A 26047-nucleotide genomic window follows, 5' to 3' on the forward strand; every position below is an offset into this window, starting at 1 on the left:
CCGACGCATGTTTTTTTGAACCTCAAGTAACGAGGGCATGAAAAATCGGTGGGTACTTCAGACCTTCCCTAGGTATTGGTATCGTCTCGGATAGCCTTCTACTAGGCTGCTTTGATTTCACTAATCAAGTCATCAACGGCGGCAAGCATGAACTCAATCGTTTTTTCATCAATGAAGCTGCCGTCCTGGATCTTTTCATTGACGCCCGGAATGACTATCTGAGGGCCGCGAATGACTCTGGAAAGGGTCGCTGATAGTGTCTCTCTCAATTGTGCCTGGGCGCGCACCCCGCCAAGCACACCTGGTGAAGACGTCATGATGAGCACGGGTTTATTTTTCAACGGTGAGTTGAAGCCCGGGCGAGATGCCCAATCCAGTGCATTTTTCAGCACGCCGGAAGTGCCGTAGTTGTATTCAGGCGAGCAGATGATCAAGCCATCGGCTTGTTCGATAGCATCTTTCAGCACCGCCACCGATGCAGGCAGCATCTGCGCTTCGAGATCTGAGTTGTAAAGGGGTATCTCATTCAGTGCGAAGAGACTCATTTCTACCTGATGGCCCAACCGATTGGAGAGGGTCTTGAGTACCGCTGTATTGGTGGATTGTGAACGCAGGCTACCTGAAATACCGAGTAGACGATGAGCGACAGTGGCCATAAAAATCCTTCAGAGAGATGGATAATCGAAAAACTACACGACCTGTTTCTCTGGAGATGACACGCCGATCATCACAAACAGTGCTCGGGCAATTCCCTCACTTTTGTTGCGCCACGCGTGTCGTGTGCCATTTTGTATAACGATGTCTCCCGCCTTTACGAGACGGCTTTGACCGTTATCCAGCTCTAGCCACATCTCGCCCTCCAAAATGATTCCGTAATCAGTGGTGGCGGTGGTGTGCATACCCGGATTTTCCAGTTCAAAGCTTTCGATCAAGCCAGGCAAAGCCGCCCCCAACTCTTCATAGGCCCGCACTCCATCGACGGGGTTCTGCATCACAGAGTCCGGTGGGAAATCGAACATGGCGATGCTGGTGCCGCCCTGAGGAGGAATCAGTGAAGAGTTGCCTAGCGTGGGATCACGTTCCTGTTCGAGGCGTACGGGATTTGCTGGGGTCGCCCACAACTGCGCCATGGCATGTCCAGGGATTGAGGCAAAAGATTGAGCTCTTGGGGCGTAGTCATCTGAAACGAACACGGAGTTCCCTTGTTCGTCGTGACCGGTCACGATTCTTCTTATCTTCATTTGGATTACTCAACGAGCAGTCAAAGAGGCAGCGAGGGAAGGGCGAACCGCTCCACTCGCTGCGTACATCAAGGACAAATGACGTAGTTACTGAAGCCGCCATGGCGGTTTTCGATACCGGTAATCGCGTTGTTGACGTCTTCTAGCTTGAAAGCCGTATTTTCAAAAAATGAAAGATCCAGCACACCGGACTCAACCATGTCAGCCATGGCTTGTCCTTGACCAGTGGTGAACCAGGCAGATCCACTGATCTGGATGTCGTTGTCCATGATCCAATGCAGGTCAATAGGGACTTCACCGGCGATAGCGCCAATGTTCACTAAGTGTCCGCCTCGATGCAGAGATTTGAGAGCTTGGGTCAGGCTTTCGTGCGGTGCGCCTGGGCCCAAGGCATCAATAACCACATCCACGCCCTCGCCATGCGTAACCTCATGGGCCCATTCGTTGGTAGGAATAGTACCGAGCGTGTGAATTTCAATTCGCCCAGGAACTGCGAGGTCTTTCACCTTCTGAAACAAATCTTGATTGCGGGCAGTTCCGAGAATCTTACGAGCACCTAGAGCAAGTGCCAGGACGACGGCGCCGAGACCAAGCGTCCCGCTAATCCCATTGATGAGCACGGTACTGCCAGGGCCAACATTTGCCTTTAGGAGCGCCTTGTAAGCGGTGCCCATGTAACCCAAACGTGCAGCCGTTTCAAAACTGATATTGTCAGGCAGCTTGACCAAGCTGTATTGGGGCGCAGGGATGTACTCGCAGAGGCCGCCGTACGGATAATCTTCAAACATGCGGGGACTTTTTGGCGTGAAGCCGAAGTAGCCATTGAAGGTATAGGCGGTGCACGCAATGTTATTGCCCGCACGGCATGCCCGGCAGGAGCCGCAATATCTGCCAGGGTTAACGTACACCCGGTCACCCACTTTGAAGTCGTAGACCTGAGCACCGACGGCTTCGATCACGCCTGATGGATCAAGTCCGAAAATCGCTGGAAGCTTCGGCAATGGGTTTTGAGGGAACCACTTTACCCAGTTCGTTAAAATATTGTGGAGGTTCGGGACGATCCCGCATGCCTTGATCTTTACGAGAACCTCAGTCGGACGAATCTCTGGAACGGCCACTTGCTCAATGACCATCGGTTTGCCGCCTTCGTACAGACGTGCAGCGCGCATAGTTTTTGCAGTCATGATGTTCTCCAACACACATATTATTTTTGTAGTGGAACGTAACTTTGGAGCGCTTCAGATCTTTGGTATTAGCGCAGCCCGTCTTCGCCCTTAACATCGGCTGAAGCCAAACCACCCAAGCGTGCATGGATTCTTCCACCAGTCGCCATGGCAAGACCAAAGGCAATTTCGCCACGACGTGGGCCGTCCCAAACGGTCATTTCAGCAACGCCAAAGTGGCTACGCACATACGCAGCCTGAACATGACCCAGTGGGATCATTACTCGGCAACCCGGGCCGCCAATGGTCTTTGCTGCAGGTACGATAGCCTTGGGGTTGCCTAGCGCCTCCCGCATCGCCCAGCCACCTGCTTCATGCCATACGGCGCCGTGTTCGAGTTCGCCGTCTTCTCCGACAATTGCACCCTTACCGTATGCGTGCACGTTCTTGGCACCGCCCAGCGCATGGATAAGCTGCTCCGAGAGTTCTGCACCTAAAGCTCGCAACTCCTGCATGAATGGCAGCAGGTCTTCTACATACTTACCCGCGTACGGATTGGCCACGACGGCGGTTGCGACCGCGATTCTGAGCGGGAAGGAGGCGCGGGGGCCGCCTTCGTGAAACACTTCCTCTACATCCAGTTTGACCTTACGAATCGTCACAAGCGACATGCCTTACCTCCAGAACCGAGAGCCTCAGTGGGCTCGCTATTTTTTTTGAACCGACCTTTTGCATTATGCATTTAATGATGTATGGTGCAAGAAGTTAGTTTTTGTGCACAAAAATAGGAAAGACATCATGAAGCTGATTTCGTACCGCAAAGAAGGGAAGGCGCATTTCGGCGCTGTCTCCGGTGATGGAGTGGTTGAGCTGACGGGCCGGTTTGCGCAGGTAGCTGACCTCGCATCATTTCTCAGCGATCCATCCTTGCTGCAGGAAGCGCGCTTGATCATTGATTCTGTCCAGTCGGACTACCCATTCTCCAGCGTCCAACTGGAGTCAGTAATCCCTAATCCTGGAAAAGTTATTTGCGTAGGCATTAACTATGTTGCTCACGCGGAGGAGGCTGGCAGAAAGGTCGGGGAGTTTCCGGTCATTTTTCAGCGTTTCGCAGAAACATTGCTTCCACACGGCGAACCGCTCGTTAGACCCCAAGTATCTGAGCAATTCGATTTCGAAGCCGAGTTGGCGGTTGTGATCGGCAAGGGTGGTGCACACATCGATCCAGCTGACGCTATGGATCATGTCGCGGGCTACACCTGCTTCAACGACGCCAGTGTTCGCGATTGGCAATTTCACACACACCAATATGGCATGGGTAAAACGTTCAGAAAAACGGGCGCTTTAGGGCCGTGGCTCGTGCCGGCGTCGGAAATTCCGGATTACAGAAAACTGGTCGTGCGTGGCGTACTCAATGGGGAGCAACTTCAAGAGGGCAGTCTCTCGGAGTTAGCCTTCGACATTCCTCATTTGATTTCTTACGTATCAAAAGCGCTGCCTTGGAATCCGGGTGACATCTTGGCTACTGGCACGCCGAGTGGCATTGGCTTCAAGCGCAACCCACCGATATTTCTTAAACCTGGTGACGTGTTCGAGGTGGTTATCACTGAGATTGGCACCCTGTCGAACGGCGTAATTGACGAAGCCTAAGCGCTGTCCTCTAACAATCATAAAAAGTGGAGGCTCCACATGTCCGCACTACCTACCATCAATTTCACCCACTCCGGAGTGTTTTGCGCAGACCTTGATCGTATGGTTGAGTTCTACTGCCGAATCTTGGGTTTCATCGTAAGCGACAAGGGCGTCGCCTCAACAGGTCATCGCCTTTTCTTCATGACTCAGAACCCGGAATTGCATCATCAGGTCGTACTCTTCGACGGCAAGCCTGTCGACCTGCCTTTCAATCCGATCAACCAGCTTTCATTTCTTTTGAATTCTCTGGATGACCTGAAGACGTACTATCAATTCGCTAAAAAAAGCGGCATTGAGGGGATCGCTCAGGTTGATCACGGCAACGCTTGGTCTATGTACTTCAAAGATCCAGAAGACAACCCGATCGAAATGTATGTTGATGCGCCGTTTTACACTGCCCAACCTTGCAAGGAGCCACTCGATCTTGAGTTACCCAGCGAGGTTATCCTTGCTCAGACTGAGGCCATGTGCCGCCGCCGTCCCGGTTTTCAGACGCGTGAGGATTGGATGGAGTCCACCCGCCGGAAGATTGAAGAACAGCGGGTTCGAATTGGCTGATCTTTGACGATTTTTTTGATGTTGAATCCTGGTTGGTGGGCGTGTGCAAGCTAGTTCATCAGCCAGAAGACGCACTGGATAAGAACAAAAAGCGGAGTAGACGATGGACTACGATGTCATCATTGTTGGAATGGGGCCAGTGGGTGCTCTGTGCGCTAATTTGGCCGGCATGTGGGGGCTGAAAGCTCTCGTCATCGACAAGTCTGAGTCGGTGTACATCAACCCTAGGGCCATGGGTTTTGACCACGAAGTGATGCGTGTCTTCGGCAACATTGGGTTGGCCGATGACATTGCTGAGCATGTCATGCCGTATCGCCCTTCGGAGTACCGTACCACCGGCTCTCAGCTGATCAAACGCATTGATGCCGCCAAACCTCCCTATCCGCTGGGTTGGGCGCCTAACTATGTCTTCTCACAGCCCCCCGTCGAGCGCGCTCTGCGCAGTAAAATTGCGAATTTGAAGTCCGTGACCGTGGAGCTCGGTTCAGAGGTTCTGTCGGTAGATTCCAAAGGTTCGCAAGCGGAGGTGCGTATTCAGGCCAAGGACGGGGCTGAGCGTACGGTGACTGCAGACTATGTCTTGGCGTGTGACGGGGGCACCAGTCCGATCCGCACCCGTCTGGGGCTGAAAATGGAGGATCTAGCCTTCGACGAGCCATGGCTGGTGGTGGACGTGATCCTCAACGAAGGGGCGGGCGAGCATTTGCCGAAGACCAACGTGCAGTTTTGCGAGCTGGCCAGGCCCTGTACCTTTGTCGTTGGGCCGGGCCAACATCGGCGTTGGGAGTTCATGATTAACCCTGACGAACAGCCGACGGAAATCTCACAACCCGAAGCGATCAAGAAGCTGATCGCCCGCTGGTTACCTGAGGGCGACTATCAGCTGTGGCGTGCGTCTGCCTACCGATTCCATGCACTGATTCTGGAGCAGTGGAAGACCGACCGGGTGTTTTTCCTCGGGGACGCAGCGCACATGACGCCCCCCTTTCTGGCACAAGGCATGTGCCAAGGGATTCGCGATGCATTGAATCTGGTTTGGAAACTGGCGCTGGTTAAAGGAGGCCTGGCTGCCCCGGCGTTCCTTAATACCTACCAGACCGAACGTATCCCTCATGTCCGCCAAACCACGATGGCGGCAAAAGAATTCGGCGGGGTGATTTGCGAGCGTGACAGCGAGAAAGCCGCGATCCGCGATGCGCGCTTGATCCAGCAAATGACGGAAAATCCGGGAGGCACCATCAGGCAATCGCTGATTCCTGGTTTGAACCAAGGCTTTGTCGCCAATGTTCCGCCTGCCGGTGAGCTGTTTCCGCAACCGATGGTCATCAACCATGCCGGCAAGAAGGCACTGCTGGATGCGTTTACCGGACAATCCTTTCGAGTGGTCATTGCGCCAGGGTTCGACGCCAGCGCGCTATTAAGATGTCTGCGAAGTAGCCAATCGCTGAAAGGTCTGCCTATCCAGGTCGTTCGGTTAGTCAGTTCCCAACAGTCTGGCACACGCGCTGTTGATGATTACGAAGAGGTTGACGGCGTGCTGGCCGAATGGCTGGAGCGTCGTGGCTGCAATGTGGTCATCGTGCGGCCGGATCACTACGTTTACGGCGGGGCAGTCACTGTCGCCTGGGCGATGGAGATGCTTGAGGGCATGGAGCTTGCGTTGTGGTGCAAAGAACCTGAACAGGCTCTGCAGAGTAATGGCGGCGCTTGCGATAAGACGATCAGGTTTGCGCAAGCGATAACCTTGTAGGGAGCAGTACGCCCTTTGCTTCGTACTGCCCACGAAAGCAGTTGCGAGGTGAAGGGTTTTTTTGTGGGATACGTTAAAGCTGTCGATGACGCGTGACAACGTCATCGAGCCGGAAACCCGAAACCAGTGGCAGGTCGATGATTTACTGAAGCGTAGCTTGTTGACGCTCGATGGCTTCTACGGTTCGACCCAAGGTGTTTTGGATGTGATCGCGTAAGAGCGTCACAGCTTTTGAGTCACGTGCCAGAGCAGCATCCATCAACTCTTGATGCTCATTTCCTTTATGTCTGGGAGTGACCCGCTGCTTGGCGGAAAAGCGCCTGTAGCGCTCTGCTCTGTCGAATAGAGAGTCGATCATCTTTAGCATCAGCGGTGATGGACATGCCGCAAACAGCGCGAAGTGGAAGGCCTTATGCCGGTTAGACCACTCATCGTCGAGTGCGAGTACGCCACTTCCCAGTTTTTTCTCAATCAGATTCAAACGGTGAAACGCACCGAGTACATCGGCTTCCCAGGCATCGTCGCCAAACTGGATGGCATCACTTAGCGCTTCGCACTCGAGCAGGCAGCGCATCCGCGTAATGTCGCGGAAGTCGGTAGTGGAGATCGGTGCGACCCTGAATCCCTTGTTGTCGCTGGCTTCTACGACACCGTCCTGAGTCAGTCGATTAAGCGCTTCACGAATGGGGGAGCTGCTGAGCCCATAGGTCTTGGACAGTTCGGCAACCTTGAGTTTTTCGCCCGGGGCCAGTTCGCAGCAAACAATCGCTTTTTTCATCTTCGTCAGCGCGACATCGATTAGCGGACTGCCGGGGGAGGTGATCATGGTCGGAGCTTCCTGGAATTTGCACTAAACGGATTTTATGCGCAAAACACCATTTGGTGCAAATGGCTAATGCCCAAGTTGCGCATAAATTGCTCCGCGCCGCAAGCGTAAAATAGTTACCGACTCTGCCGTACGCTCTAATTCGCTTTCTACCTCTACAGCGTCCGCCTGTATCCCTTCCCGATTCTTTCCTTACCTCCTGAACGTTCCGTCGTTTGAGCCACAACCGGGTGGCCCCGTATGCCTTCTTCGCATCTCGCCCGTATCTGCGCAACGGAATACTTGCCCTCGAGAATCTTCTTGACTTTAAATTTGCTCAGGATTACGTTTTGTGCACAAAGCGATACCAAGTGCATCAAATACTTTTTTACGCATTTTGTTATTGGCTTGTATCGATCCCGAACCCAAGGTTCAGAGGCGTGTGATGAAAACGAAGCAGGTTCTCGAATTGGCAGACGCTGAATTGATGCTCATGGCGGCCATGGAAAAAGCCACCACGGAGAGCTGGAAGGTCTCCATGGCAGTGGTCGATGAGGCGGGTTGCTTAATGACGTTCAGAAGGCTTGATGGCGCATCCGTCTCGTCTGTCCAAACGGCCATTGATAAAGCCCGCAGCGCTGCAGTCACGCGCCGGCCAACCAAGTTTTTTGAGGAGATGGTCGCCGAAGGCCGATCCGGCGCTTCTAGGATTCACGGCGTCTTTGCCATCGAAGGCGGGCTTCCAATCGTTGTTGAGGGTGAAGTCGTAGGCGGGTTTGCCGTCAGCGGGTTGAAGTCGCAACTGGACATCGTCCTCGTGGAGGCCGGCTTGCAAGCATTGGCCGCGCATCTGGAACGATAAGGCAGGGAACAACGGCGCTCGGAGCGTTATGCAGCACCCCGATGTATTCGCAGCCAATGCTGCGAGTGGATGACCTTTCTACAAAAACAAAAAAACAGGAACATCTTCATGAAAATAGCCAACCAGCGGCTCTGCCCGTTGCCGGTTTCCAGCCTTGCTTGCGCGGTCAGCGCATCGGTATTGCTGAGCCTCTCAACGCCATCTCACGCTTTCCAGATCGACACAGGCAACCCTGATTTTTCGGCGACTTGGGACAACACGATCAAGTACAGCAACGCATGGCGCGTGAACAAACTTGATCACAAGGTTGCGGTCGGCCCAGGCACCTCTAACAGCAATCCCAACCTGGATGACGGCGACCGAAATTTCGATCGCGGGCTCATCTCTAATCGCCTCGATGTCCTGTCCGAATTTGACGTCAAGTACAAAGACGTCGGTGCGCGCCTCAGCGCTGCGTCCTGGTACGACGATGTCTACAGCCATGACAACGATAACGACTCTCCGGGCACCGCCAACTCTTTGAGTGTCGATCACGATGAATTCACCAGTGATACGCGCCGCATCCACGAACAGAAGACTGAAATCATGGATGCCTTCGTCTACGGCTCAAAGGAGCTCGGAAGTACCTCGCTGTCCGGGCGACTGGGGCAGTTCACGCAAATCTATGGCGAAAGTCTTTTCTTTGGTGCCAACGGCATCGCCAATGCGCAGTCCACCGTCGACTTGGTGAAACTCCAGTCCGTACCCAGCTCTCAGTTCAAAGAAATTCTGATGCCCACCCAACAGGTGTCAGGCAACTGGCAGCTGAACGATACGGTGAGTGTTGGTGCGTACTACCAATTCCAGTGGAACAAGACCCGGCTACCTGCGGCTGGCAGTTACTTCAGCGGTGCGGACTTCGTGGGCGAGGGCGGGGAGCGGGTGTTCTTCCCCACCGGCGCGCTTCTTCATGGCAAGGACAAGGAAGCCAGGGATTCTGGCCAGTTTGGCGCTCAACTAAAATTCGCGGTCGAGGATTGGGAATTCGGTCTGTACGCCGCTAAATATCACGAAAAGACCCCCGTGTTTTATTTCCGTCCGGCAGCGCTGGTACCTGGTGCAGATGACTCGTACATCAATGTTTATCCCGAGGACGTCAAGGTGTTCGGCGCGAGTTTTAGCACTCTGGTGGGTGAAGCCAACATCGCCGGTGAAACGTCCATACGGATTGATACGCCTTTGGCGGGCGTTGGTGGAACCATCATTACGGGCCTGGATTCCGACAACGACTCCAATCCTGCCTACCCCATCGGGCGGTCGTGGCATGCCCAGGTTTCTATGGTCAATGTATATGGCGGATCGGCGCTGTGGGACGGTGCTTCGTTTGTCGGTGAGCTGGCCTTCAACCGGCGGCTGAGCGTTACCAAAAATGCCGACCAGCTGGAACCCAATTCGACTCGCGACGCCTTCGCGCTGCGTTTTACGTTTGAGCCTCAGTATTTCCAGGTTTTTCCTGGGATCGACATCCAAGCCCCGGTCACCATTGGCTACAACCCGTCCGGCCGTTCCTCCGTGACGCCTCAAGCGTTTGGCCCCGAACACGGTGGGGATCTGACGCTGGGCCTCAAGGCCGATTACAAGAAGCAGTGGTACGCCTCGCTGACCTACACCAACTTCTTTGGTGAAACCGGGCCAATCATCAACTCCTCCAATTCGTACACCTATCAGCAAAATATGAAAGACCGGGATTTCGTGGCGTTTTCGATTCAGCGAACTTTTTAAGTAAAGAACAGGCGGGCACTGATAATGACAAAAATTAAATTGCTGTTGCTTTCCACCTTGTCGATCTCGATGGTAACTAGCAGCGCTTTCGCTGCGGTGAGCCCTGAGGAGGCAGCGAGTCTCAAGACCACATTGACTCCCTTGGGCGCTGAAAAAGCGGGCAATGCCGATGGCTCCATACCCGCCTGGACAGGTGGACTGACTAAGGATGTCGCGGGGGCAAAATTCGGCGATGTGCCTGCTGATCCGTTCCCGGGTGAGAAACCGGTGCTCCAAATTACCGCTAAGAACGCGGCGCAATACGCGGATAAGTTAAGTGAGGGTACGAAAGCGTTGTTGGCCAAATATCCCGATACCTTCCATCTGGATATTTACCCAACGCACCGCACTGCAGCGGCGCCCGAAAGCGTGTACCAAAAAACGTTTGCCAACGCGACCAATTGCAAGACAACCAGTAACGGATTATCGGTAGAGGGCTGTTACGGCGGCATCCCATTTCCTATCCCGAAAACGGGCAATGAGGTTATCTGGAATTTTTTGCTGAGGGTCGAAGCGGAATCCATTCAGATGGGGTATTCCAACGTCATAGGCAATGCTGATGGCACCCGGACACTGGCGAGCCGGGGCGTCGAGAATTGGCAGTACCCTTACTATTACAAAGACGGGAGCGTGGATAAATGGTCGGGGCAGTATGCACTGCTACGCTTTTTGACCAATGAACCACCGTTCAAGGCCGGCGAATCGCTGGTGACTCATGACAGCATCAACGCCCAACAACCGAGGGATGCCTGGCAATACTTGGTAGGACAACGACGGGTGCGTCGTGCCCCCACTGTCGGTTATGACACACCAGACTTCGTTGCGTCCGGCGCCAACTACTTCGACGAGGTTCATGGCTTTATCGGTCATCCCGATCGCTACGACTGGAAGCTGGTCGGAAAAAAAGAGCTGTACATCCCTTACAACGACAACAAATTCAACGCCGAGAAACGAGACGATGCATTTGCGGCTAACCACCTCAATCCGGACAAGTTGCGCTGGGAACTGCATCGTGTCTGGGAGCTTGAGGCCACTGTCGCCCCGGGTAAACGCCATGCAGTGCCCAAGCGCAAATTCTTCATCGATGAAGATAGCTGGACGGTCTCGCTGGTGGATGGCTACGACGCCGAAGGCAAACTGTGGCGTGTCTCCCAAGTGCTTCCATTCGTTGTTCCTTCCATCCCTGCGGTGGTTGTGAAACCGGTAGTGATCTACAACCTGCAAGCCAAGACATACAGCGTCGTGCAAGGCCTCAACGGCGAAACTTATAGCGTCATACCGCGCAAGCCCGAGAACTTCTTTACCGGTAACTCGGTAGCGTCCGGATCGGTGCGCTGAGCCTCGCAACTTATTCAAACTTGTGTTCCATAGACGCCGTGCCCCTGACGCCGCGTCCATGGAGCCGCATCGTCGAGGCTCGCTAATGCGTATTCAAACATCCAGGCATTTACGTAAACGTTCCTTTAAGGCATTCATGCTGAGCGTGTCGATCGTCACCGCGCTCACAGGCTCGGCTGCGGCACAAGTCGATGGGTTGCCAGTGCAGCCATCGATTACCAGTGCCATGGCAACTCAATCGGTTATGTTGAGCGTCGCGCGTGCAGGCCACCGACTGGTGGCTGTTGGCGAAAGAGGGTTCATCATTGCCTCGGACGATAATGGAGTTACTTGGAGGCAAGTCAGCTCCCCGGTCAGCATGACGCTGGTCAAGATTCGCTTCATTGATGACCTCCAAGGCTGGGCGGTCGGGCATGCCGGGGTTGTCTTGCACAGTCAGGATGGCGGCCTGAGCTGGGTCAAGCAGCTTGATGGTGTCCAAGCGGCGGAGATCGAGTTGCAGCAAGCCACGCTCGCTACGCAGAGCTCCGACGATGCAGCGAAGGCGCAGGAGCGTCTCGCTCAGGCACAGCAACTCGTTGACGAAGGGCCTGACAAACCGTTGCTCGATCTGCTTTTCCTCGACGCTAAAAACGGACTGGTGGTGGGTGCTTACGGTCTCGCGTTTGTTACTCATGATGGCGGGCTCAGCTGGCAATCCATCCGAACTCGTATCGACAACCCGTCTGGTCTACATCTCTACAGCATTGAGCGGGTTGGGGCGGATTTCTTTATCGGAGGCGAGCAGGGCACTCTGCTGAGATCGAGCGACGAGGGACAGACTTTCGAGTCGCTGGCTTCACCTTATGAGGGCACGACCTTCGGGCTTCAGGCGACCGACAGCGGATCGATTGTGGCGTTTGGGCTTCGTGGAAAAGCCTTTGAGTCCAAGGATCGCGGCGATACCTGGCAGCGCCTCGATACCTTGCAGCCCGTCACGTTGACCAGTGGGTTGCGTCTTGACGATGGATCGGTAGTCCTTGCCGACGAGTCTGGAAGAGTGCTGCGCTTTAAGGAGGGCGATACCAAAGCCTCTGTCCTGAAGATCACACAACCCAGTTATTTCACAGGTATGGCGCAGGCCGCGAACGGCGCCCTGATCATCAGCACTGCACGGGGCATGCTGTCGTCCGCAGGTGCAGTGGAATCGCCGGAGCATGATCAATGAATAGTTATACTCGTTCTGCTGAGCATCAAACCATTCCTAAGCCGGATGTATTCGACCCATCCTCCGGCACTCTGGTTGAACGGCTTTTGTTCAATCATCGCAGTATCATTTTGGGCATCTGCGTGTTGCTCAGTTTGATACTGGGCTATCAGGCACTGGGTTTGAAGCTCAATGCAGCCTTCGAAAAAATGATCCCAACGGATCACCCTTTTGTGCAGAACTACCTGACGAATCGCGGCCAGCTGGGGGAGGGGGGCAACACCTTACGCATTGCGATTGAGGCCAAGCAGGGCAGTATTTTCGATGCTGCCTACCTGGAGACGGTCAAGAAAATCAACGATGAGGTATTTTTGCTCCCCGGCGTTGACCGTTCGTACATGAAATCACTTTGGACTCCGGCGACCCGCTGGATCGGCGTAACGGAAGAGGGGTTCGATGGCGGCCCGGTCATTCCTGACAACTACGATGGTTCTGTCGGCAGCCTGGAGCAGGTTCGTCAGAATGTCGAACGCTCGGGTGAAGTCGGACGGCTTGTGGCCGCGAACTTCAAGTCCAGCATTGTTCTTTTGCCTCTTCAGGACATCACGTCGGACGACGGCAAACCGCTGGACTACAACGCGCTCTCAGGCCAGCTCGAACAGATTCGCGCCAAGTACGAAACCGACAACATCAAGATCCACATCACCGGCTTCGCCAAGGTCGTGGGCGATCTGATTGACGGCATGCGGCAGATGCAACTTTTCTTCGCCGCGACGCTGGTGATTTGCGGCATCGTGTTGTTCTGGTACACCCGTTGCGTGCGCAGCACCCTGTTGGTGTTGCTGTGCTCGATCATTGCGGTTGTCTGGCTGCTTGGATTGCTGCCCACTTTGGGGTTTGATCTCGATCCGTATTCCATCCTAGTCCCGTTCCTAGTGTTTGCGATCGGGTTAAGTCATGGCGCCCAGAAAATGAACGGCATCATGCAGGACATCGGTCGCGGAGCTGACAAACTCGTGGCGGCACGCTTCACATTTCGCCGGCTGTTTTTGACCGGACTGATGGCGTTGGTCGCCGACGCCGTAGGTTTCGCGGTGCTGATGATTATCAAAATTCCGGTCATTCAGGATCTGGCCGTCGCCGCGACGATCGGCGTTTTGACCCTGATTTTTACCAACCTGATTCTGTTGCCGATTCTGTTGTCATACACCGGAGTTAGCAAAGCGGCGGCTCAACGTGAGGCAGCGAACGACAAGTTCTCACAGCTGGATGCTCAACACGCCCGGCACCCGTTTTGGGCTTTCCTGGATCGATTCACCGAACGCAAATGGGCGAGTGGCGCAATCATCGTCGCAGTGATACTGGGGGTAGCTGGTTTCGCTGTGAGTCTGCATGTGAGGATCGGTGATCTGAATCCCGGGGCACCAGAACTGCGGCCGGAATCGCGCTACAACACCGACAACCGCTTCATGGTTAGCAACTTTTCCGCCAGCAGCGACAAGTACGTTGTGATGGTGAAAACGCCCCAATACTACTGCGCTAATTACCAGACATTAGTGTTGGTCGACGCTCTGGAAGCTCAGCTCCAGCAGCTGCCAGGGGTGGTATCCACGACGTCGTTGGCGGCGTTGAGCAAGCAGGCTGCAGCGGGCATGAACGAAGGCAGCATGACCTGGTACGAGATACCACGTAATCAAGGGCTTCTGAATGCCATCATTACCCGTGCACCGCGCGAACTGTTCAACCAGAACTGCGATTTGCTGACGGTTTATGTCTACCTTACGGATCATAAGGCGGACACGCTAACCAGCGTGGTGCAGACCGTCGAGCAGTTTGCGGCGACCCACAACACAGATCAGATCCAGTTCCTCAATGCGGCGGGCAATGCCGGCATCGAGGCAGCCACTAATATTGTCGTGAAGCGTTCGAACGTGCAGATGCTGTTCATGGTGTACGCAGCCGTCATCGCCCTATGCTTTATAACCTTCAGATCCTGGCGCGCTGTCGTGTGCACGGTGCTGCCGCTGATGCTGACTTCTATTTTGTGCGAAGCCTTGATGGTCGGGCTGAACATCGGCGTCAAGGTGGCGACGCTGCCCGTGATTGCGTTGGGGGTAGGCATCGGGGTGGATTACGCGTTGTACATCCTTAGCGTTACCCTCACTAATTTACGCAATGGCTCAAGCCTGTCGGATGCTTATTACCTGGCCCTGCTTTCGACTGGGAAAGTGGTGGTGATGACGGGTATCACGCTGGGCATCGCCGTACTGACCTGGGTGCTGTCGCCCATCAAATTCCAAGCAGATATGGGCATCCTATTGGGCTTCATGTTCATTTGGAACATGGTGGGTGCACTGGTACTGGTTCCGGCTCTGGCGCACTTTCTGCTGAAGCCGAAACCTGTAACTGCGTAATTCCTTAGCACAAGTGCGGATTCAGGATAGCTGGATCCGCTCTTTTGTGGCGAAACACAAACTCAAAAGTTTGAAGAATTGAATGATCAAATTTGCAGCGAATCTCAGCTTACTCTTCACCGAATGGTCTTTCGAGGATCGATTTTGTGCCGCGCGGGACGCCGGGTTTGAGGCCGTTGAGTTCAGTTTTCCACGAGACATGACGGCAACAGAAATAGCGGAAATCCTTCGTCGCACAGGCCTTCAACAGGTATTGGCAACAGTGCCATTAAGACCTGGCAGTAAGGGGTTGGCCGCTCAGTCCGGAAAAGCTGGGGACTTCCGTGAGGATTTTAGCTTGGGACTTGAATATGCCGTGGAAGGAGGAAGTCCATTGCTTCACGTGCTTTCCGGTGTGGTTGAGCAGAAAGATTACGCGGTATCGAGCGGACTATTTGTCGACAACATGCGCTGGGCTATAGAGGAGGCTAACCGACATCACGTAAAGGTTGTGATTGAAGCCATCAATCAAATTTCAGTGCCTGGGTATTTTATTCGAACACTGGCGGGAGCCGTCGGCTGGACGCAAAGACTTGAAGGGCTAGGCTTGATTCTGGATCTTTATCATGCTGCGATGGAGCGGCTGGATCCTCTTGCTTGCCTCGATCTCTATATTCCTCAATCCGACCATTTACAGATTGCCGGCTACCCCGGACGGCATGAACCTAATATTGGTAATTTGAACCTACCCACAGTTCTTGATTCGATAAAAGCACATTCTTATGCGGGCTGGGTTGGGTGTGAGTATCAACCTGCCATTGGCACACTCGAGGGTATAGGCTGGCTCGATCGCTTTTTTACGAGTTAATAGGTCTGGCAACGTCTTTAAAACCGACTATTTGGTAGGTCATCGAGTGCCGTCCATGCCGAAACTGCAGGTAGGTATTGCGGGGCATTATCCCAAGCAGTTTTCCGACGATGACAGCAGTGGCGATTCGTTAGCCAACGGTAATCGCCTCGAAAAATCTTCCATCGGGCCGCAGCTTTTCTATTCATTCGACCAAGCCACTGGTGCAGTGCTTAAGTGGTTGCATGAAACGAATGTGAAGAACGGGCCGATGGGGGATTCATCTGGATCGAAGCGGCGCTGCCCCTTTAGCAACTGTTACCTCTACGCCTTAAGCCGTCGCAGTTAGCTCTTCGTCCTCATGAGATTGAAGAGCCTCGATTACCTGGCGCGATACGCTCTCAATATGCTCCATAGCCGCCTTACCGGCAGCTTTGGCGTTTCTGGTAGTCAGGGCCGCAATGATCTCATCATGCTCGTCGGTCACTGCCGGCAGGTGAGCGTTAAAGCCGCAGCTTTGAACAATGAAGAAGTCAGACAATTCGAAGTTGTCGAGCTGCCGCGTCGACACAATAGGTGATCTGGCCATCGCATGAAGCAGCCGATGAAATTCAACATTGAGGTTCCGATAGCTATCAGAGGCATCACTATGAGAGGGGTTGATATTGGCGATCTTCTCATTGAGCTCCCTCATACGCGCCACTTCCGCAGGGGTGCCGCGCTCTGCCGCAACAACGATTGTGGGAAGGGCGAAAGCAGCACGATTCAGCTCCTTAGAAAGTGACCGCTTGGTCGCATTGATTCGATAGACGAGTTGTTAGGCTGTGAAGCTAAAGCTACTGCGGCTATCGCTCCTTCGGTCGGAGACTGCCGGGGCCGGGCTTAAGCCCGGCTCTAATCGCGTCGTGCGTCAATCATGCAACGCTCTTCCTGCGCCTTTCATCCGTCGCTGGGTAGTGACCAATAAATCCAATAGGGCTGACTCAATGGGTTCGGAAAATTTACCCATTATCGAGTTGCGCCTGAAGCGCAGCCCTGTGTTCGGGATGGGCTATATCCAGCAATTTTGTGATGCGTTGAGTGAGCGTCGTGCCGCGCAGATCTGCTACGCCGTACTCGGTGACGACAATGACCGCATCACTTCGTGCAATGGTGACGGGTCCGTTTAACCGAGCCACGATTCTGCTATGACCACCCGCAGTAGAAGGCAGCGCGATAATCGGCAGTCCGCCTTTTGAGCGCCGCGCGCCACGGATAAAGTCGACCGCTCCGCCGATGGCGCCGACGTAGCTGCCCGCGGCCATCTCCGAGTTCACCTGACCGCTCAAGTCGACTTCGACGGCCGAGTTGATCGCGACCAGTTTGTCGATGTGCTCAAGGACGTGCGCATCGTGGGTGTAGCGGGTTGAGCGTAATTGGATCGCCGGGTTGAGGTGGGCATAGTCATGCAGCAGGCTGCTTCCAATGAGAATGCCGCCAACGCTGATGCCTCGGTCGACTGTCTTGCGCTGGTTGCTGATAGCACCGCTTTGCATCAGGCGCGCCACGCCGTCACCAAGGCTGCCTGAATGCACGCCCAAATGGCGATGGTCGCCTAATGCACTCAAGACGGCGTCGGGTATGGCACCGATGCCCATCTGCAGGGTGGCGCCATCTTCGATCAGTCCGGCGATATGCCGGGCGATGCGCTGATCGCTTTCCCGGACTCGGCTGATCGGATTTTCCATGGGAGCCCGATCGGTGAACAGGATGGCGTCCAGATCATCGTCTCCCAGAGTCCGGTCGCTGTAAGTCCATGGCGCCTGAGCATTGATTTCTGCGATCACCAAGCGTGCGCTGTCCAGCGCTGGCAGCAAATACTCGCTGGCCAGGCTCAGGCTGTAGCGACCCTCGACATTGGCGGGCGCCAGTTGCAGCATCAACACATCGATACGCAACGCACCGCTGGTGATCAGGTCTGGAAGTTCGGAGTAATGACTGGGCATCACCTGCAGCACCCCGGCATTAGCCAGCTGGCGGTTGGCCCCCGCGCCGCAATACGCGATGAAATCCACATGTTCGGCGTGCTCGGGCGTGCAGGTCGGGCTGTTGGCGATCCCCAACATCACCCGGAACCGGCCGATCTTTTGCCGTTGAGCCATCAATGCCTGGGTCAAAGGCAAGGGCTCGGCATTGGCCTGCCCCCACATTACCGTGTCGCCCGGTTGGATCAATGAAGTGAGGTCCAGCGATTCGAGGTGCAATAGCTGTGGCATCGGGGCGATCTCGGCGACAGTCAGCCACAGCTGCTGGTTGGGCAGCCAAAGCTTCAAAAAGGGAGGGGAAACGGCGGCGCGAAGGCCGCCGTGATCTTTAGACGATTGAGGACGGGTGCTTGGCCAATGGCGTAACCTGGATGGTCATGTACGGGAACAGTGGCAGGCTGGACAGCAGCGCATGCAGCTCGTCGTTGCTGGCCACGTCGAGGATGCTGATGTTCGAATACTGCCCGACTATTCGCCACAGGTGCGGCCATTTGCCTGACTCCTGAAGCTCGGTGGCCCGTTTCTTCTCGGCGACTTTGATCGCTTCCACGGTGTCGGCAGGGATATCGCGAGGAATGTTTACGTCCATCTTTACGTGATAAAGCATGAGTACTACTCCGATTGGATTTTGCTGTTGATCAATGGATGGTCGGTAACCCTGGCGCTGTGATCGTCCGAGGTGTGACCAAGGTTGGCGTCGACATCTTCCAGGCGCACACCGCGCGTCTCCGGCAGCAGCAACACGGCGATAATTGCCAAAGCGTAGGCCACCAGGCAAAAGCCACCGATCGCTTCAGCCAAGCCAAAACGCTCAGACAGAACGCCGACGCCCGCGATAGACAATGCACCCAGGGATTTACCCAGGTTGTAGGAAAAGCCCATGCAGGTGGTGCGGATGTGAGTTGGGAACAGCTCGCTCAGGAAAGGCCCTACGACAGCGAAGATGCCCGTGGCGAAGGCGCCGACAGGAAAGCTCATCAGCATCAATACGGTGGGGCTCATCGGCACGAGCATGTAAACCACGGTGAAAATCCATGCGCCCAGGCAGAAGACCAGCAGCGCAGGCCGACGACCGTAGCGATCGGAGAGGTACGCGGTGAGGACGAAGCCGGCGAACGCGCCGGCGCACATGATCAGCATCGTGAAGACGACTGGCCCTGGCTTCAGCCCGCGGACCTGCACCATCAGCGTTGGCAGCCACGCCATGATCGTATAGGCGGCGGCCTGTAGACCCGTCACTAACAGGGCGCCCAGCAGGGTCAGGCGGATCACGGAAGGGCGGAACGCGGAGAGGATCGACGCCTTTTCGTTATTGGCGGCCTTGGCTTCCTTGAAAATTTCGGCGTCCTTGACGTTGCGGCGGATGAACAGCACGAACGTGGCCGGAATGATCCCCACCCAAAAGGCGACACGCCACGCCATCTCCGGTGGCAGGTAAGCCAGTAGCGCGGTCATCACCACCGCCGACAGAGCCCAGCCCACCGAGAACCCGCTCTGTACAAACCCTAACGCCTTGCCGCGATGCTCGGGACGAATGACCTCGGCCATCAGCGCGGCACCGACGGCCCACTCACCGCCGAAACCCAGGCCTTGCAAGGTGCGCACGATCAGCATTTGTTCGAAGGATTGGGTAAAACCTGCCAGCACGCCGAAGAGCGTGAACCAGCAGATGGTGAATATCAGAATCCGCACCCGACCGTAGCGGTCGCTGAGGATACCGGCGGCCCAACCGCCCAGTGCCGCCGAAAGTAGCGCGGCGGTGCCGAGGATGCCGGCCTCGCCCTTGGATATCTGCCAGACCGCCATCAGGGTCGGCAATAGAAAGCTGAACATCTGGGCGTCGTAAGTATCCAGCGCCCAGCCGGAAAAACATGCCCAGAACGTTTTGCGTTCTTGTGAGGAGCCGGTTCTGTACCATTCGAACATATCGCCGTCCTTCTTGTTATTGGACTTTTTATTGGAGGGACCTTGGGCCTGAGAGGCTGCGATTCAGACTGCAGCAGTGACCGGGTGGCGCCCATTTTCCTTAGCAAAGCCGGGCCTTGCAGCTTGACTCAAGCTCAGGCATCGCGCGGTGAAATCAATAAATCCTGGGCCATACTGGCGACCAGTCGACCGTCTCGCCGATAGATGTGAGTCATGGTCAGCCCTCGTCCGGAGAGGCTGCGCACGGCTTCGTTGACGAACAGCAACCACTCGTTGACGTCGATCTCCAGGCTGTGAAACCACAGCGTGTGGTTGAGGTTGCTGACGTAATGGTTTTGCGAGAGATCAAGCATCCCTTGCCCCGGTGCCAGGCTGGCGTTCAGCCAACCGTCAGACAGGTACGCCAGCGCCGCATGGTGCAGGCAGCCTTCGGCCGTTAGCGGCTGGTTAAGGCGCACCCAATAAGCGATGTCTCGGCCGGCAGTGGAGTGCTGGAAATGATCCTGATGAATAAGCCGGATATCGAGTACCGGCCGGGCACTGAAACGCAGTTGCACGCCCTCGCTGTTCAACGGGCAACGCTCGGCCAATTCAGCCAAGGTCGGCAGGCTTTCCGGCGCCGGCATTGGTTGCTGCAGTTGGTGCGGATCGCCGGGCTCGGACTGTGCCACTTGAAAGCTGGCGTTGGCGCTGAGCACAAGGCCGGTACCCTGGACACCATAGACGTGGCGAGTGGAAAGACGTCTCCCATCTTGCAGCGCCTCGACGCTGTATTCGATGAGGTCTTTGGGACGCGCACCTTGCAGAAACGTCATTTGCAGCATGCTCGGGCTGCGTCCGTTCGCCGTCTGCGCCGCGGCCCACAACGCTTGCCCCAGCAACTGACCGCCATAGACCCGGCCGTTGGCATTGATGTCATAGGCATAGCTACGCCAGTTTTGCTGGCCCGCCGGTTCCAGGGTCAGCAGTTCGGTGAGATCGCGTTGGTCCCAACTGCGCCCGCTGTTCATTGGCTCATGGTCGCCAAAGCGCTGGGGGTCAAAGACGTGTGCAAGGTCGACGAGTCTTCGCGCAGGGTCAGCGCACTGAAGTCCAGCGGCACTTGTGTCACCTCCTGCAATGCCTGGGGCGTGATGTCGCCGATCAACTCGAGCACTTTTACGCCGCTGGCGGTGATATCCATCGTTGCCAGTTCGGTGTAGACACGACTCACGCAACCCAGGCCGGTCAATGGGTAGGTGCACGCTGGCAGTAATTTGCTGCAACCATCTTTGGCCAGATGTTCCATCATGACGAAGACTCGCTTGGCGCCGATGGCCAGGTCCATTGCACCACCCACAGCCGGAATCGCATCCGCTGCACCGGTGTGCCAGTTGGCCAGATCACCGGTGGCCGACACCTGGAATGCGCCCAATACGCAGACATCCAGATGCCCGCCGCGCATCATCCCGAAGGAGTCGGCATGGTGGAAAAATGCGCCGCCCGGGGCGAGTTCGATAGGCTCTTTGCCCGCGTTGATCATGTCCCAGTCTTCTTCGCCAGGCGCGGCGGCTTGCCAGCGGCCCAGCACGCCGTTTTCACTGTGCAGGAAGAAGTCTTTATCCAGCGGCAGGTGGTTGGCTACTAGGGTCGGCAGGCCAATTCCCAGGTTGACGTAAGAACCTTCGGTGATGTCTCGGGCGACTCGTTGCGCCATGGCTATGCGTACATTCTTGTCCATACCAGTCATCCCGCTCGATTTAGAAGTGTCGCTGGTTCGCCGGCCGGGTCGCGGCGCAACACCAGGTGCTTGACGAAGATCCCCGGTGTGATGATGGTCTCGGGGTCCAGTTCACCGAGCTCGCAGAAGCGCTCGATTGAGGCGATCGTGTTTTTTGCCGCCATGGCCATCACAGGGCCGAAGTTGCGCGCCGTCTTGCGATACACCAGGTTGCCCCAACGATCACCGGCCTCGGCCTTGATCAAGGCGTAATCGACGGGGATCGGATACTCAAGCACATAGTCGCGGCCTTTGATGCTGCGGGTCTCCTTGCCTTCGGCCAGCAACGTGCCGAAGCCTGTGGGTGTAAAAAACGCGCCAACACCTACGCCCGCAGCGCGCAAGCGCTCGGCCAGATTGCCTTGAGGCACTATCTCCAACTCGATCTTTCCGGCGCGATACAGGGTTTCGAAAACGTGAGAGCCGGTCATGCGCGGATAGGAGCAGAGAATCCGACGCACCCGACCCGCCTTGAGCAGTGCAGCAAGACCGGTATCGCCCTGTCCCGCGTTATTGCTGACAAGCGTCAAGTTGCGAGCGCCCTGGTCGATCAGCGCCTCAATCAAGTCATCGGGCATGCCCGCACCGCCGAAACCGCCCACGGCGATGGTGGCCCCATCGGGAATATCAGCCAGAGCCGCCTGTACGCTGGTGGAAAGCTTGTCGATCATGGATGTGGTCCTTGTTGTGAGATCGTCCACCGTTATCGTCCAGCGTCGGGATAACGACGGGGTACAGGCAGTTAAAGCGTCGGGTGCGTGGCCCGGACGCTTCAACTGCCTGGTCTGATCAGCTTGCCCAACACAGCGGGCAGCCACAATTTCGGTCTTCGGAAGGCTTGATTAACCACTGATTAACGGCCGTTCTACGAAGGCGTTAAACACCGGCCACGCCGACTGTCATCCCACCGCAGACGTACAGCACTTGACCAGTGACAAAGCCACTTCGGGCGTCTAGAAAAAACGCGGCAGACTGGGCGATATCGTCCGGCATGCCCAAGCGTTTGACGGGGATCGAATCGGTGATGGCCTGAGTGCGAGGGCTGTCTGGTGGATTGGCGCGCTCGAACAATTCAGTCCGGATCGGGCCAGGGCCGATAGCGTTGGCCGTGATACCAAAGCGGCCCAACTCCAGCGACCAGACCCGGGTCATACCCAACAATCCCGCCTTGGTGGCGGCGTAGGCGCTGCGTAGCTCCTTGCCCAAGGCCGCGCGTGAAGACATGTTGAGGATGCGCCCGAAGCCAGCGTCTTTCATGCCGGGCAAAAGGGCTTGCATGCACTGCAGCGAGCAGCGCACGTTGAGCGCCCAGACCTGTTCCAACTCATCGAGGCTTTGTTCCTGCGCGCTGTTGGGGCAGACCATGCCAACGTTGTTGACCAGTCGGGTGATAGGCCCGCCGGCCAGCGCTTGTTCCAGCGCCTGCGCGGTGGCTTTGACATTACGGAGGTCAGCAAGAATGCCCTCTCCAATACGGTCGATAATCACCGGTTCGAAGCCGTCTTCAATGCAACGCTGAACAATCGCTGCGCCAATACCTGAGGCGCCGCCAGTAATCAGTACTCTTTCTCTGGACATCGTGTGTTCCTTGAGTGGCTCTAGACGGTTGCGACAGGATTCAACGGCGCACCCACGGCTCCCGGCAGACGCAAGGGTGGGGCGGTCAGCAGAAAACGATTGCGCTGGTGGGCGCGTAACCATTTGGCCAGAGGCGTGAGATGCCACAGTTCGCCCAGGTGAATACCCAGCTTGAACAGGCAGTGGTGATGCAACGGCATGACGGAGCAACAGCCATCGCCATGTCCGTTGGGAAAAATTTCCACCGAGTAATTGTCGGCAGCGATAGCGACCAATCCGCTGTCAGTGATCCATTGCAGCAGACGCTGGTCATTACCGTCGAGTACCGCTCCCAGCGCGTCCAGGACCTGGGGGACCGGTTGCTTGTTCATTCCGAGCACCGCTTCGGCGTAGCCGGTGTGCAGGCAGACAATGTCGCCAGGCTCGACCTTTACCTGATCGGCATCGAGCACATACATCAATTCGTCATAACCAATATGGGTACGAGCATCGCCGTAGTGATGGTGCAGGTCGATCATCACGCCACGGCCTTGCACGCAGGTTTCGGCCATGCGTTCGATGCCTAGGGCGTGGGCGCACGAGGTGCTGTGCGGGGAGATTTCACCCTCAACGCCGCAATCGGCGATATCACTGGGGCCGACGACATCAATGCCCGCGGCATAGCCGTTGTAATAAAGCGGCTCAGCTAACCCGTCACCGTTGGCGTCGAACAGGGCGCCAACGTGAGAAAGGGCATCCCACTGAGTGGAATACTGCAAATGCAAAATGGCCAGGTCGTCGCTCAGCACGTCGGGGCGGCCCGCCTGTATGCGGTCGTACTGATAATTCATATTGACCCCGCCTTTACGCAGCAAGGGGCGCAGAATCGGGGGCCGGCGATTGGCGTTCATGGCATTGCCGCCCGGGTAGTCCAGCGGAAGGCTCAAACAGAAAGCCAGACCTTCGCGGACCTCGGCGATGCCTTGCAGAACCTTTTCAGCGGTGAGCAGGTTGAGTCGTCCCTTCTGATCGTCGGGGCCAAAATCCCCCCAGTTCGAGCCTTCTGGACGATGTTTCCAACGGTGATAGGTCATATGGCCTTCCTTCTTCTTATAAATCGCAGGCGGCCGTCAGCCCCCCATGTGTATTGAACCTCCTACTCTCAGGCTCGCGTAGTACGGGCACTCTGGTGTTCTGTCGGGGGGCATCAAGCGTTGTTCAGACCGGTGGGGCAGCACTGTCCGAGGCGTGGCACCATTCGACCAGGCTGTTTGCGAAATCCCGGGCGAACGACGAAAGCCCGTCAAAATCTTGCGCGCACAACTGGAAGGTACGGACCGCCCAAGGATCGAGCAGGGTGCACGACCCGATGTTTTGTTGGCCCTTGAGCCGGGTGAATCCGGCCTGGGGCACAATGGCAATGCCGGCACCGGCTTCGACCATCCGGAAAATCGCATCTGAACTCGCTACCTGCACGCGAATCGTCAACGGTGTATGGAGCGCAGCGGCGGCCCGACTGAGGAATACGTGGATCGCGCTGCCTTCGAGCAACGAAACGAACGCGTATTGCAGGGCTTCTTTGAAAAACACTTCGCTGTTGGCCAGTATGGGATGCCCGAGGGGGGCGATGACCATCAGGCGACTGGACACCAGCGGCACGCTTTGCAGCCCGTCGGTGACCACGCTGCCGGACACGATTCCAAGGTCGGCGCCGCCATCGCGAATACTGCGCACAATGTCGTCGCTGAGGCGCTCGCGCATGTCGATATGCACGTCCGGATGGGTCTTCAGGTATTCGCCCACCACCGGCGGCAAGTATTCGGTGATCGCCGTGGTATTGGCCAGCAACCGCAACTGTCCTTTCAGGCCAATGGCATATTCCTGCAGGTCACCTGTGAGCAATGCCAGCTGCGCGAGGATCACTCGCGCATGTTGCAGATAGGTCTTGCCCGCGTTGGTCAGTGTCACGCCCTGAGGTGAGCGTTCGAGCAGGCGCATGCCCAGGTTGTCTTCAAGGTTCTTGATGCGATTGCTGGTCGCGGGAACCGACAGAAACGAACGCTCGGCGCCTCGGGTCAGGCTGCTGGTTTCCGCAATGTTGATGAACAGGCGGAAGTCAGTGATATCAAAATGGGTCGCCATTATTCTTCAACTTCTTGATCAGAGATCACCCAAGGTAATGGCAGTCTCCATCGCCTGTCCATTAACGAGCGGCTGCGTAGGGATCGCCGGTCTACCACTGCGCCGGTTCAAAAAGAAAGCCATCGCCCTGTCGCCGGATATAGCCGCAATGTGGCTCGCCAAAGTGCACCGGCATGATCAGCGCTTCCCGATCAGCGGCGCGGTTGAGGAATTCCATTCGCGTAGTGCGGGCAGTGTCTTCCCAGATGCAATAACCGGAATTCACGTCTGGACGAATGATCTGAATCGGGCTGTGCAGGATGTCGCCACAGAACAGACCTTCCTCACCGCGAGAGCGTACGCGGAATGCCACTTGCCCCGGGCTGTGTCCTGGCGCAGGCTCGACCACCAGGCAATCGGCGATTTCCTGGGGCGCCTCCATCATCACGCCAAGCCCTTCTTCGATGATTGGCATGACGCTGTCAAAGAACGAATCACCGAACACGTCGATGACGCCTGACTCCTTGTTCTTGCCTTCCTTGCAGAAGTCGAAGTCTTGTTTGGGAATGTAGTAACGGGCGTTGGGGAATGTCGGTACCCAGCGTCCGTCCTGCCATGTGGTGTTCCAGCCGACGTGATCGGCGTGCAGGTGCGTCATTACGACATGGGTTACTTTTTCCGGCGCCGCACCCGCAGCGGTCATCCATTCGCGCACCAGGGTATTGAGCATGTTCATCCGCGGGATGCCCGCACGCGGCTTGAAGTTTCCGACACCGGTGTCGACCACGATGATGTTGCTACCGGCGTGGACCACCCAGAACTGGATGGTCACGATCAATTTGTCCATGTGTGGCACCCAATGATGGGGTGCCATCAATTGTTGGTGCTCTTCGAGAACGCTGCGATCGATCGAGGGGAACAGAAAGGCGGGATCGTGGGTCGGTCCCGCGTATTCGAGGATTCGGGTGACTTTTATATCGCCGATCATGCGTGACTGCATCATGGTGTGTTTTCCTCTTTTCTCT

At 56.1% G+C, this 26047-nt stretch carries 26 protein-coding genes; 10 read left to right on the plus strand and 16 right to left on the minus strand.

What is annotated here, in order from left to right; translation table 11 throughout:
- Positions 1-101 precede the first annotated feature (101 nt).
- From AAEZ09_RS23080 to AAEZ09_RS23095, 4 genes are all read right to left on the minus strand, one after another.
- Positions 102-656 (minus strand): NADPH-dependent FMN reductase, encoded by a 555-nt coding sequence (locus AAEZ09_RS23080; protein WP_350600896.1) that lies wholly within the window; start codon positions 654-656, stop codon positions 102-104.
- A 33-nt stretch (positions 657-689) separates the two neighbouring features.
- Positions 690-1241: a cupin domain-containing protein gene (locus AAEZ09_RS23085; RefSeq protein WP_350600898.1), complete on the minus strand. Its 552-nt coding sequence runs from the start codon at positions 1239-1241 to the stop codon at positions 690-692.
- A 68-nt stretch (positions 1242-1309) separates the two neighbouring features.
- Positions 1310-2425 carry an alcohol dehydrogenase catalytic domain-containing protein gene (locus AAEZ09_RS23090; protein ID WP_350600900.1) on the minus strand — a complete coding sequence of 372 codons (1116 nt, stop codon included), beginning with the start codon at positions 2423-2425 and terminating at the stop codon, positions 1310-1312.
- A 68-nt stretch (positions 2426-2493) separates the two neighbouring features.
- A complete protein-coding gene (locus tag AAEZ09_RS23095) occupies positions 2494-3075 on the minus strand; it encodes an amino acid synthesis family protein (protein WP_350600901.1) in 582 nt (193 codons plus the stop codon).
- A gap of 127 nt (positions 3076-3202) precedes the next feature.
- Here AAEZ09_RS23095 and AAEZ09_RS23100 point away from each other — a divergent pair, with 127 nt between their 5' ends.
- From AAEZ09_RS23100 to AAEZ09_RS23110, 3 genes are all read left to right on the plus strand, one after another.
- Positions 3203-4054 (plus strand): fumarylacetoacetate hydrolase family protein, encoded by an 852-nt coding sequence (locus AAEZ09_RS23100; protein ID WP_350600902.1) that lies wholly within the window; start codon positions 3203-3205, stop codon positions 4052-4054.
- Between the two features lie 39 nt (positions 4055-4093).
- Complete coding sequence (locus tag AAEZ09_RS23105; RefSeq protein WP_150732978.1) at positions 4094-4654, plus strand: VOC family protein; 561 nt, start codon at positions 4094-4096, stop codon at positions 4652-4654.
- Between the two features lie 103 nt (positions 4655-4757).
- A complete protein-coding gene (locus AAEZ09_RS23110) occupies positions 4758-6404 on the plus strand; it encodes a bifunctional 3-(3-hydroxy-phenyl)propionate/3-hydroxycinnamic acid hydroxylase (protein ID WP_350600904.1) in 1647 nt (548 codons plus the stop codon).
- A gap of 142 nt (positions 6405-6546) precedes the next feature.
- On the opposite strand, the gene AAEZ09_RS23115 is transcribed toward AAEZ09_RS23110, so the two are convergent.
- Positions 6547-7230 carry a GntR family transcriptional regulator gene (locus AAEZ09_RS23115; RefSeq protein WP_350600905.1) on the minus strand — a complete coding sequence of 228 codons (684 nt, stop codon included), beginning with the start codon at positions 7228-7230 and terminating at the stop codon, positions 6547-6549.
- Between the two features lie 331 nt (positions 7231-7561).
- Between AAEZ09_RS23115 and AAEZ09_RS23120 the strand changes: the two genes are divergently transcribed.
- From AAEZ09_RS23120 to AAEZ09_RS23150, 7 genes are all read left to right on the plus strand, one after another.
- Positions 7562-8071: a GlcG/HbpS family heme-binding protein gene (locus AAEZ09_RS23120; RefSeq protein ID WP_350600906.1), complete on the plus strand. Its 510-nt coding sequence runs from the start codon at positions 7562-7564 to the stop codon at positions 8069-8071.
- Positions 8072-8179: 108 nt separating this feature from the next.
- Positions 8180-9832 (plus strand): DUF1302 domain-containing protein, encoded by a 1653-nt coding sequence (locus tag AAEZ09_RS23125; protein ID WP_350600908.1) that lies wholly within the window; start codon positions 8180-8182, stop codon positions 9830-9832.
- Between the two features lie 24 nt (positions 9833-9856).
- Positions 9857-11209, plus strand: a complete 1353-nt coding sequence (locus AAEZ09_RS23130; RefSeq protein WP_350600909.1) for a DUF1329 domain-containing protein — start codon at positions 9857-9859, stop codon at positions 11207-11209.
- A gap of 85 nt (positions 11210-11294) precedes the next feature.
- Positions 11295-12416: a WD40/YVTN/BNR-like repeat-containing protein gene (locus AAEZ09_RS23135; protein WP_350600910.1), complete on the plus strand. Its 1122-nt coding sequence runs from the start codon at positions 11295-11297 to the stop codon at positions 12414-12416.
- Entirely contained in the window at positions 12413-14809 is a 2397-nt protein-coding gene (locus AAEZ09_RS23140; RefSeq protein ID WP_350600912.1) for an efflux RND transporter permease subunit, read from the plus strand. Before AAEZ09_RS23135 ends, AAEZ09_RS23140 begins: the two co-directional genes overlap by 4 nt.
- 82 nt (positions 14810-14891) lie before the next feature.
- Positions 14892-15656: a hydroxypyruvate isomerase family protein gene (locus AAEZ09_RS23145; RefSeq protein ID WP_350600913.1), complete on the plus strand. Its 765-nt coding sequence runs from the start codon at positions 14892-14894 to the stop codon at positions 15654-15656.
- Positions 15637-15984 carry a transporter gene (locus AAEZ09_RS23150; protein ID WP_350600974.1) on the plus strand — a complete coding sequence of 116 codons (348 nt, stop codon included), beginning with the start codon at positions 15637-15639 and terminating at the stop codon, positions 15982-15984. The genes AAEZ09_RS23145 and AAEZ09_RS23150 overlap by 20 nt, the downstream gene beginning before the upstream one ends.
- Here AAEZ09_RS23150 and AAEZ09_RS23155 read toward each other — a convergent pair.
- The 11 genes from AAEZ09_RS23155 to AAEZ09_RS23205 all read right to left on the minus strand — a co-directional run bounded on the left by AAEZ09_RS23155 (position 15967) and on the right by AAEZ09_RS23205 (position 26025).
- Positions 15967-16437: an FCD domain-containing protein gene (locus tag AAEZ09_RS23155; RefSeq protein ID WP_350600975.1), complete on the minus strand. Its 471-nt coding sequence runs from the start codon at positions 16435-16437 to the stop codon at positions 15967-15969. The genes AAEZ09_RS23150 and AAEZ09_RS23155 overlap by 18 nt on opposite strands.
- Before the next feature lie 199 nt (positions 16438-16636).
- Positions 16637-17890 carry an acetyl-CoA hydrolase/transferase family protein gene (locus tag AAEZ09_RS23160; RefSeq protein ID WP_350600915.1) on the minus strand — a complete coding sequence of 418 codons (1254 nt, stop codon included), beginning with the start codon at positions 17888-17890 and terminating at the stop codon, positions 16637-16639.
- Between the two features lie 97 nt (positions 17891-17987).
- The gene (catC, locus tag AAEZ09_RS23165; RefSeq protein WP_350600916.1) at positions 17988-18266 is read right to left on the minus strand and encodes a muconolactone Delta-isomerase; all 279 of its coding nucleotides are present in this window, start codon (positions 18264-18266) and stop codon (positions 17988-17990) included.
- A gap of 5 nt (positions 18267-18271) precedes the next feature.
- The gene (locus AAEZ09_RS23170) at positions 18272-19585 is read right to left on the minus strand and encodes an MFS transporter (protein ID WP_350600917.1); all 1314 of its coding nucleotides are present in this window, start codon (positions 19583-19585) and stop codon (positions 18272-18274) included.
- Between the two features lie 134 nt (positions 19586-19719).
- The gene (locus AAEZ09_RS23175) at positions 19720-20595 is read right to left on the minus strand and encodes an acyl-CoA thioesterase (protein WP_350600919.1); all 876 of its coding nucleotides are present in this window, start codon (positions 20593-20595) and stop codon (positions 19720-19722) included.
- Positions 20592-21314 (minus strand): 3-oxoacid CoA-transferase subunit B, encoded by a 723-nt coding sequence (locus tag AAEZ09_RS23180; protein ID WP_350600920.1) that lies wholly within the window; start codon positions 21312-21314, stop codon positions 20592-20594. The genes AAEZ09_RS23175 and AAEZ09_RS23180 overlap by 4 nt, the downstream gene beginning before the upstream one ends.
- Positions 21311-22015: a 3-oxoacid CoA-transferase subunit A gene (locus AAEZ09_RS23185; protein WP_350600921.1), complete on the minus strand. Its 705-nt coding sequence runs from the start codon at positions 22013-22015 to the stop codon at positions 21311-21313. Before AAEZ09_RS23185 ends, AAEZ09_RS23180 begins: the two co-directional genes overlap by 4 nt.
- Before the next feature lie 205 nt (positions 22016-22220).
- On the minus strand, positions 22221-22922 hold the full coding sequence (locus tag AAEZ09_RS23190; protein ID WP_350600923.1) for an SDR family oxidoreductase: 702 nt from the start codon (positions 22920-22922) through the stop codon (positions 22221-22223).
- Between the two features lie 20 nt (positions 22923-22942).
- Positions 22943-23995 (minus strand): cyclase family protein, encoded by a 1053-nt coding sequence (locus AAEZ09_RS23195; protein ID WP_350600924.1) that lies wholly within the window; start codon positions 23993-23995, stop codon positions 22943-22945.
- 124 nt (positions 23996-24119) lie between these two features.
- Entirely contained in the window at positions 24120-25043 is a 924-nt protein-coding gene (locus tag AAEZ09_RS23200) for a LysR family transcriptional regulator (protein ID WP_350600925.1), read from the minus strand.
- Positions 25044-25134: 91 nt separating this feature from the next.
- Complete coding sequence (locus AAEZ09_RS23205) at positions 25135-26025, minus strand: MBL fold metallo-hydrolase (protein WP_350600926.1); 891 nt, start codon at positions 26023-26025, stop codon at positions 25135-25137.
- Between the last annotated feature and the right edge of the window lie 22 nt (positions 26026-26047).

Source organism: Pseudomonas sp. 65/3-MNA-CIBAN-0223 (assembly GCF_040310425.1).
Taxonomy (GTDB): Bacteria; Pseudomonadota; Gammaproteobacteria; order Pseudomonadales; family Pseudomonadaceae; genus Aquipseudomonas; species Aquipseudomonas gregormendelii.

What these genes read in the sequence shown, in the direction of transcription:
- AAEZ09_RS23180 (WP_350600920.1), bottom strand. Translation starts at nt 21,314, where the DNA reads ATGACTGGTATGGACAAGAATGTACGCATAGCCATGGCGCAACGAGTC.
- AAEZ09_RS23135 (WP_350600910.1), top strand. Translation starts at nt 11,295, where the DNA reads ATGCGTATTCAAACATCCAGGCATTTACGTAAACGTTCCTTTAAGGCA.
- AAEZ09_RS23185 (WP_350600921.1), bottom strand. Translation starts at nt 22,015, where the DNA reads ATGATCGACAAGCTTTCCACCAGCGTACAGGCGGCTCTGGCTGATATT.
- AAEZ09_RS23200 (WP_350600925.1), bottom strand. Translation starts at nt 25,043, where the DNA reads ATGGCGACCCATTTTGATATCACTGACTTCCGCCTGTTCATCAACATT.
- AAEZ09_RS23145 (WP_350600913.1), top strand. Translation starts at nt 14,892, where the DNA reads ATGATCAAATTTGCAGCGAATCTCAGCTTACTCTTCACCGAATGGTCT.
- AAEZ09_RS23105 (WP_150732978.1), top strand. Translation starts at nt 4,094, where the DNA reads ATGTCCGCACTACCTACCATCAATTTCACCCACTCCGGAGTGTTTTGC.
- AAEZ09_RS23125 (WP_350600908.1), top strand. Translation starts at nt 8,180, where the DNA reads ATGAAAATAGCCAACCAGCGGCTCTGCCCGTTGCCGGTTTCCAGCCTT.
- AAEZ09_RS23080 (WP_350600896.1), bottom strand. Translation starts at nt 656, where the DNA reads ATGGCCACTGTCGCTCATCGTCTACTCGGTATTTCAGGTAGCCTGCGT.
- AAEZ09_RS23160 (WP_350600915.1), bottom strand. Translation starts at nt 17,890, where the DNA reads ATGCCACAGCTATTGCACCTCGAATCGCTGGACCTCACTTCATTGATC.
- AAEZ09_RS23130 (WP_350600909.1), top strand. Translation starts at nt 9,857, where the DNA reads ATGACAAAAATTAAATTGCTGTTGCTTTCCACCTTGTCGATCTCGATG.
- AAEZ09_RS23115 (WP_350600905.1), bottom strand. Translation starts at nt 7,230, where the DNA reads ATGATCACCTCCCCCGGCAGTCCGCTAATCGATGTCGCGCTGACGAAG.
- AAEZ09_RS23090 (WP_350600900.1), bottom strand. Translation starts at nt 2,425, where the DNA reads ATGACTGCAAAAACTATGCGCGCTGCACGTCTGTACGAAGGCGGCAAA.
- AAEZ09_RS23175 (WP_350600919.1), bottom strand. Translation starts at nt 20,595, where the DNA reads ATGAACAGCGGGCGCAGTTGGGACCAACGCGATCTCACCGAACTGCTG.
- catC (WP_350600916.1), bottom strand. Translation starts at nt 18,266, where the DNA reads ATGCTTTATCACGTAAAGATGGACGTAAACATTCCTCGCGATATCCCT.
- AAEZ09_RS23205 (WP_350600926.1), bottom strand. Translation starts at nt 26,025, where the DNA reads ATGATGCAGTCACGCATGATCGGCGATATAAAAGTCACCCGAATCCTC.
- AAEZ09_RS23195 (WP_350600924.1), bottom strand. Translation starts at nt 23,995, where the DNA reads ATGACCTATCACCGTTGGAAACATCGTCCAGAAGGCTCGAACTGGGGG.
- AAEZ09_RS23095 (WP_350600901.1), bottom strand. Translation starts at nt 3,075, where the DNA reads ATGTCGCTTGTGACGATTCGTAAGGTCAAACTGGATGTAGAGGAAGTG.
- AAEZ09_RS23100 (WP_350600902.1), top strand. Translation starts at nt 3,203, where the DNA reads ATGAAGCTGATTTCGTACCGCAAAGAAGGGAAGGCGCATTTCGGCGCT.
- AAEZ09_RS23190 (WP_350600923.1), bottom strand. Translation starts at nt 22,922, where the DNA reads ATGTCCAGAGAAAGAGTACTGATTACTGGCGGCGCCTCAGGTATTGGC.
- AAEZ09_RS23110 (WP_350600904.1), top strand. Translation starts at nt 4,758, where the DNA reads ATGGACTACGATGTCATCATTGTTGGAATGGGGCCAGTGGGTGCTCTG.
- AAEZ09_RS23170 (WP_350600917.1), bottom strand. Translation starts at nt 19,585, where the DNA reads ATGTTCGAATGGTACAGAACCGGCTCCTCACAAGAACGCAAAACGTTC.
- AAEZ09_RS23085 (WP_350600898.1), bottom strand. Translation starts at nt 1,241, where the DNA reads ATGAAGATAAGAAGAATCGTGACCGGTCACGACGAACAAGGGAACTCC.
- AAEZ09_RS23140 (WP_350600912.1), top strand. Translation starts at nt 12,413, where the DNA reads ATGAATAGTTATACTCGTTCTGCTGAGCATCAAACCATTCCTAAGCCG.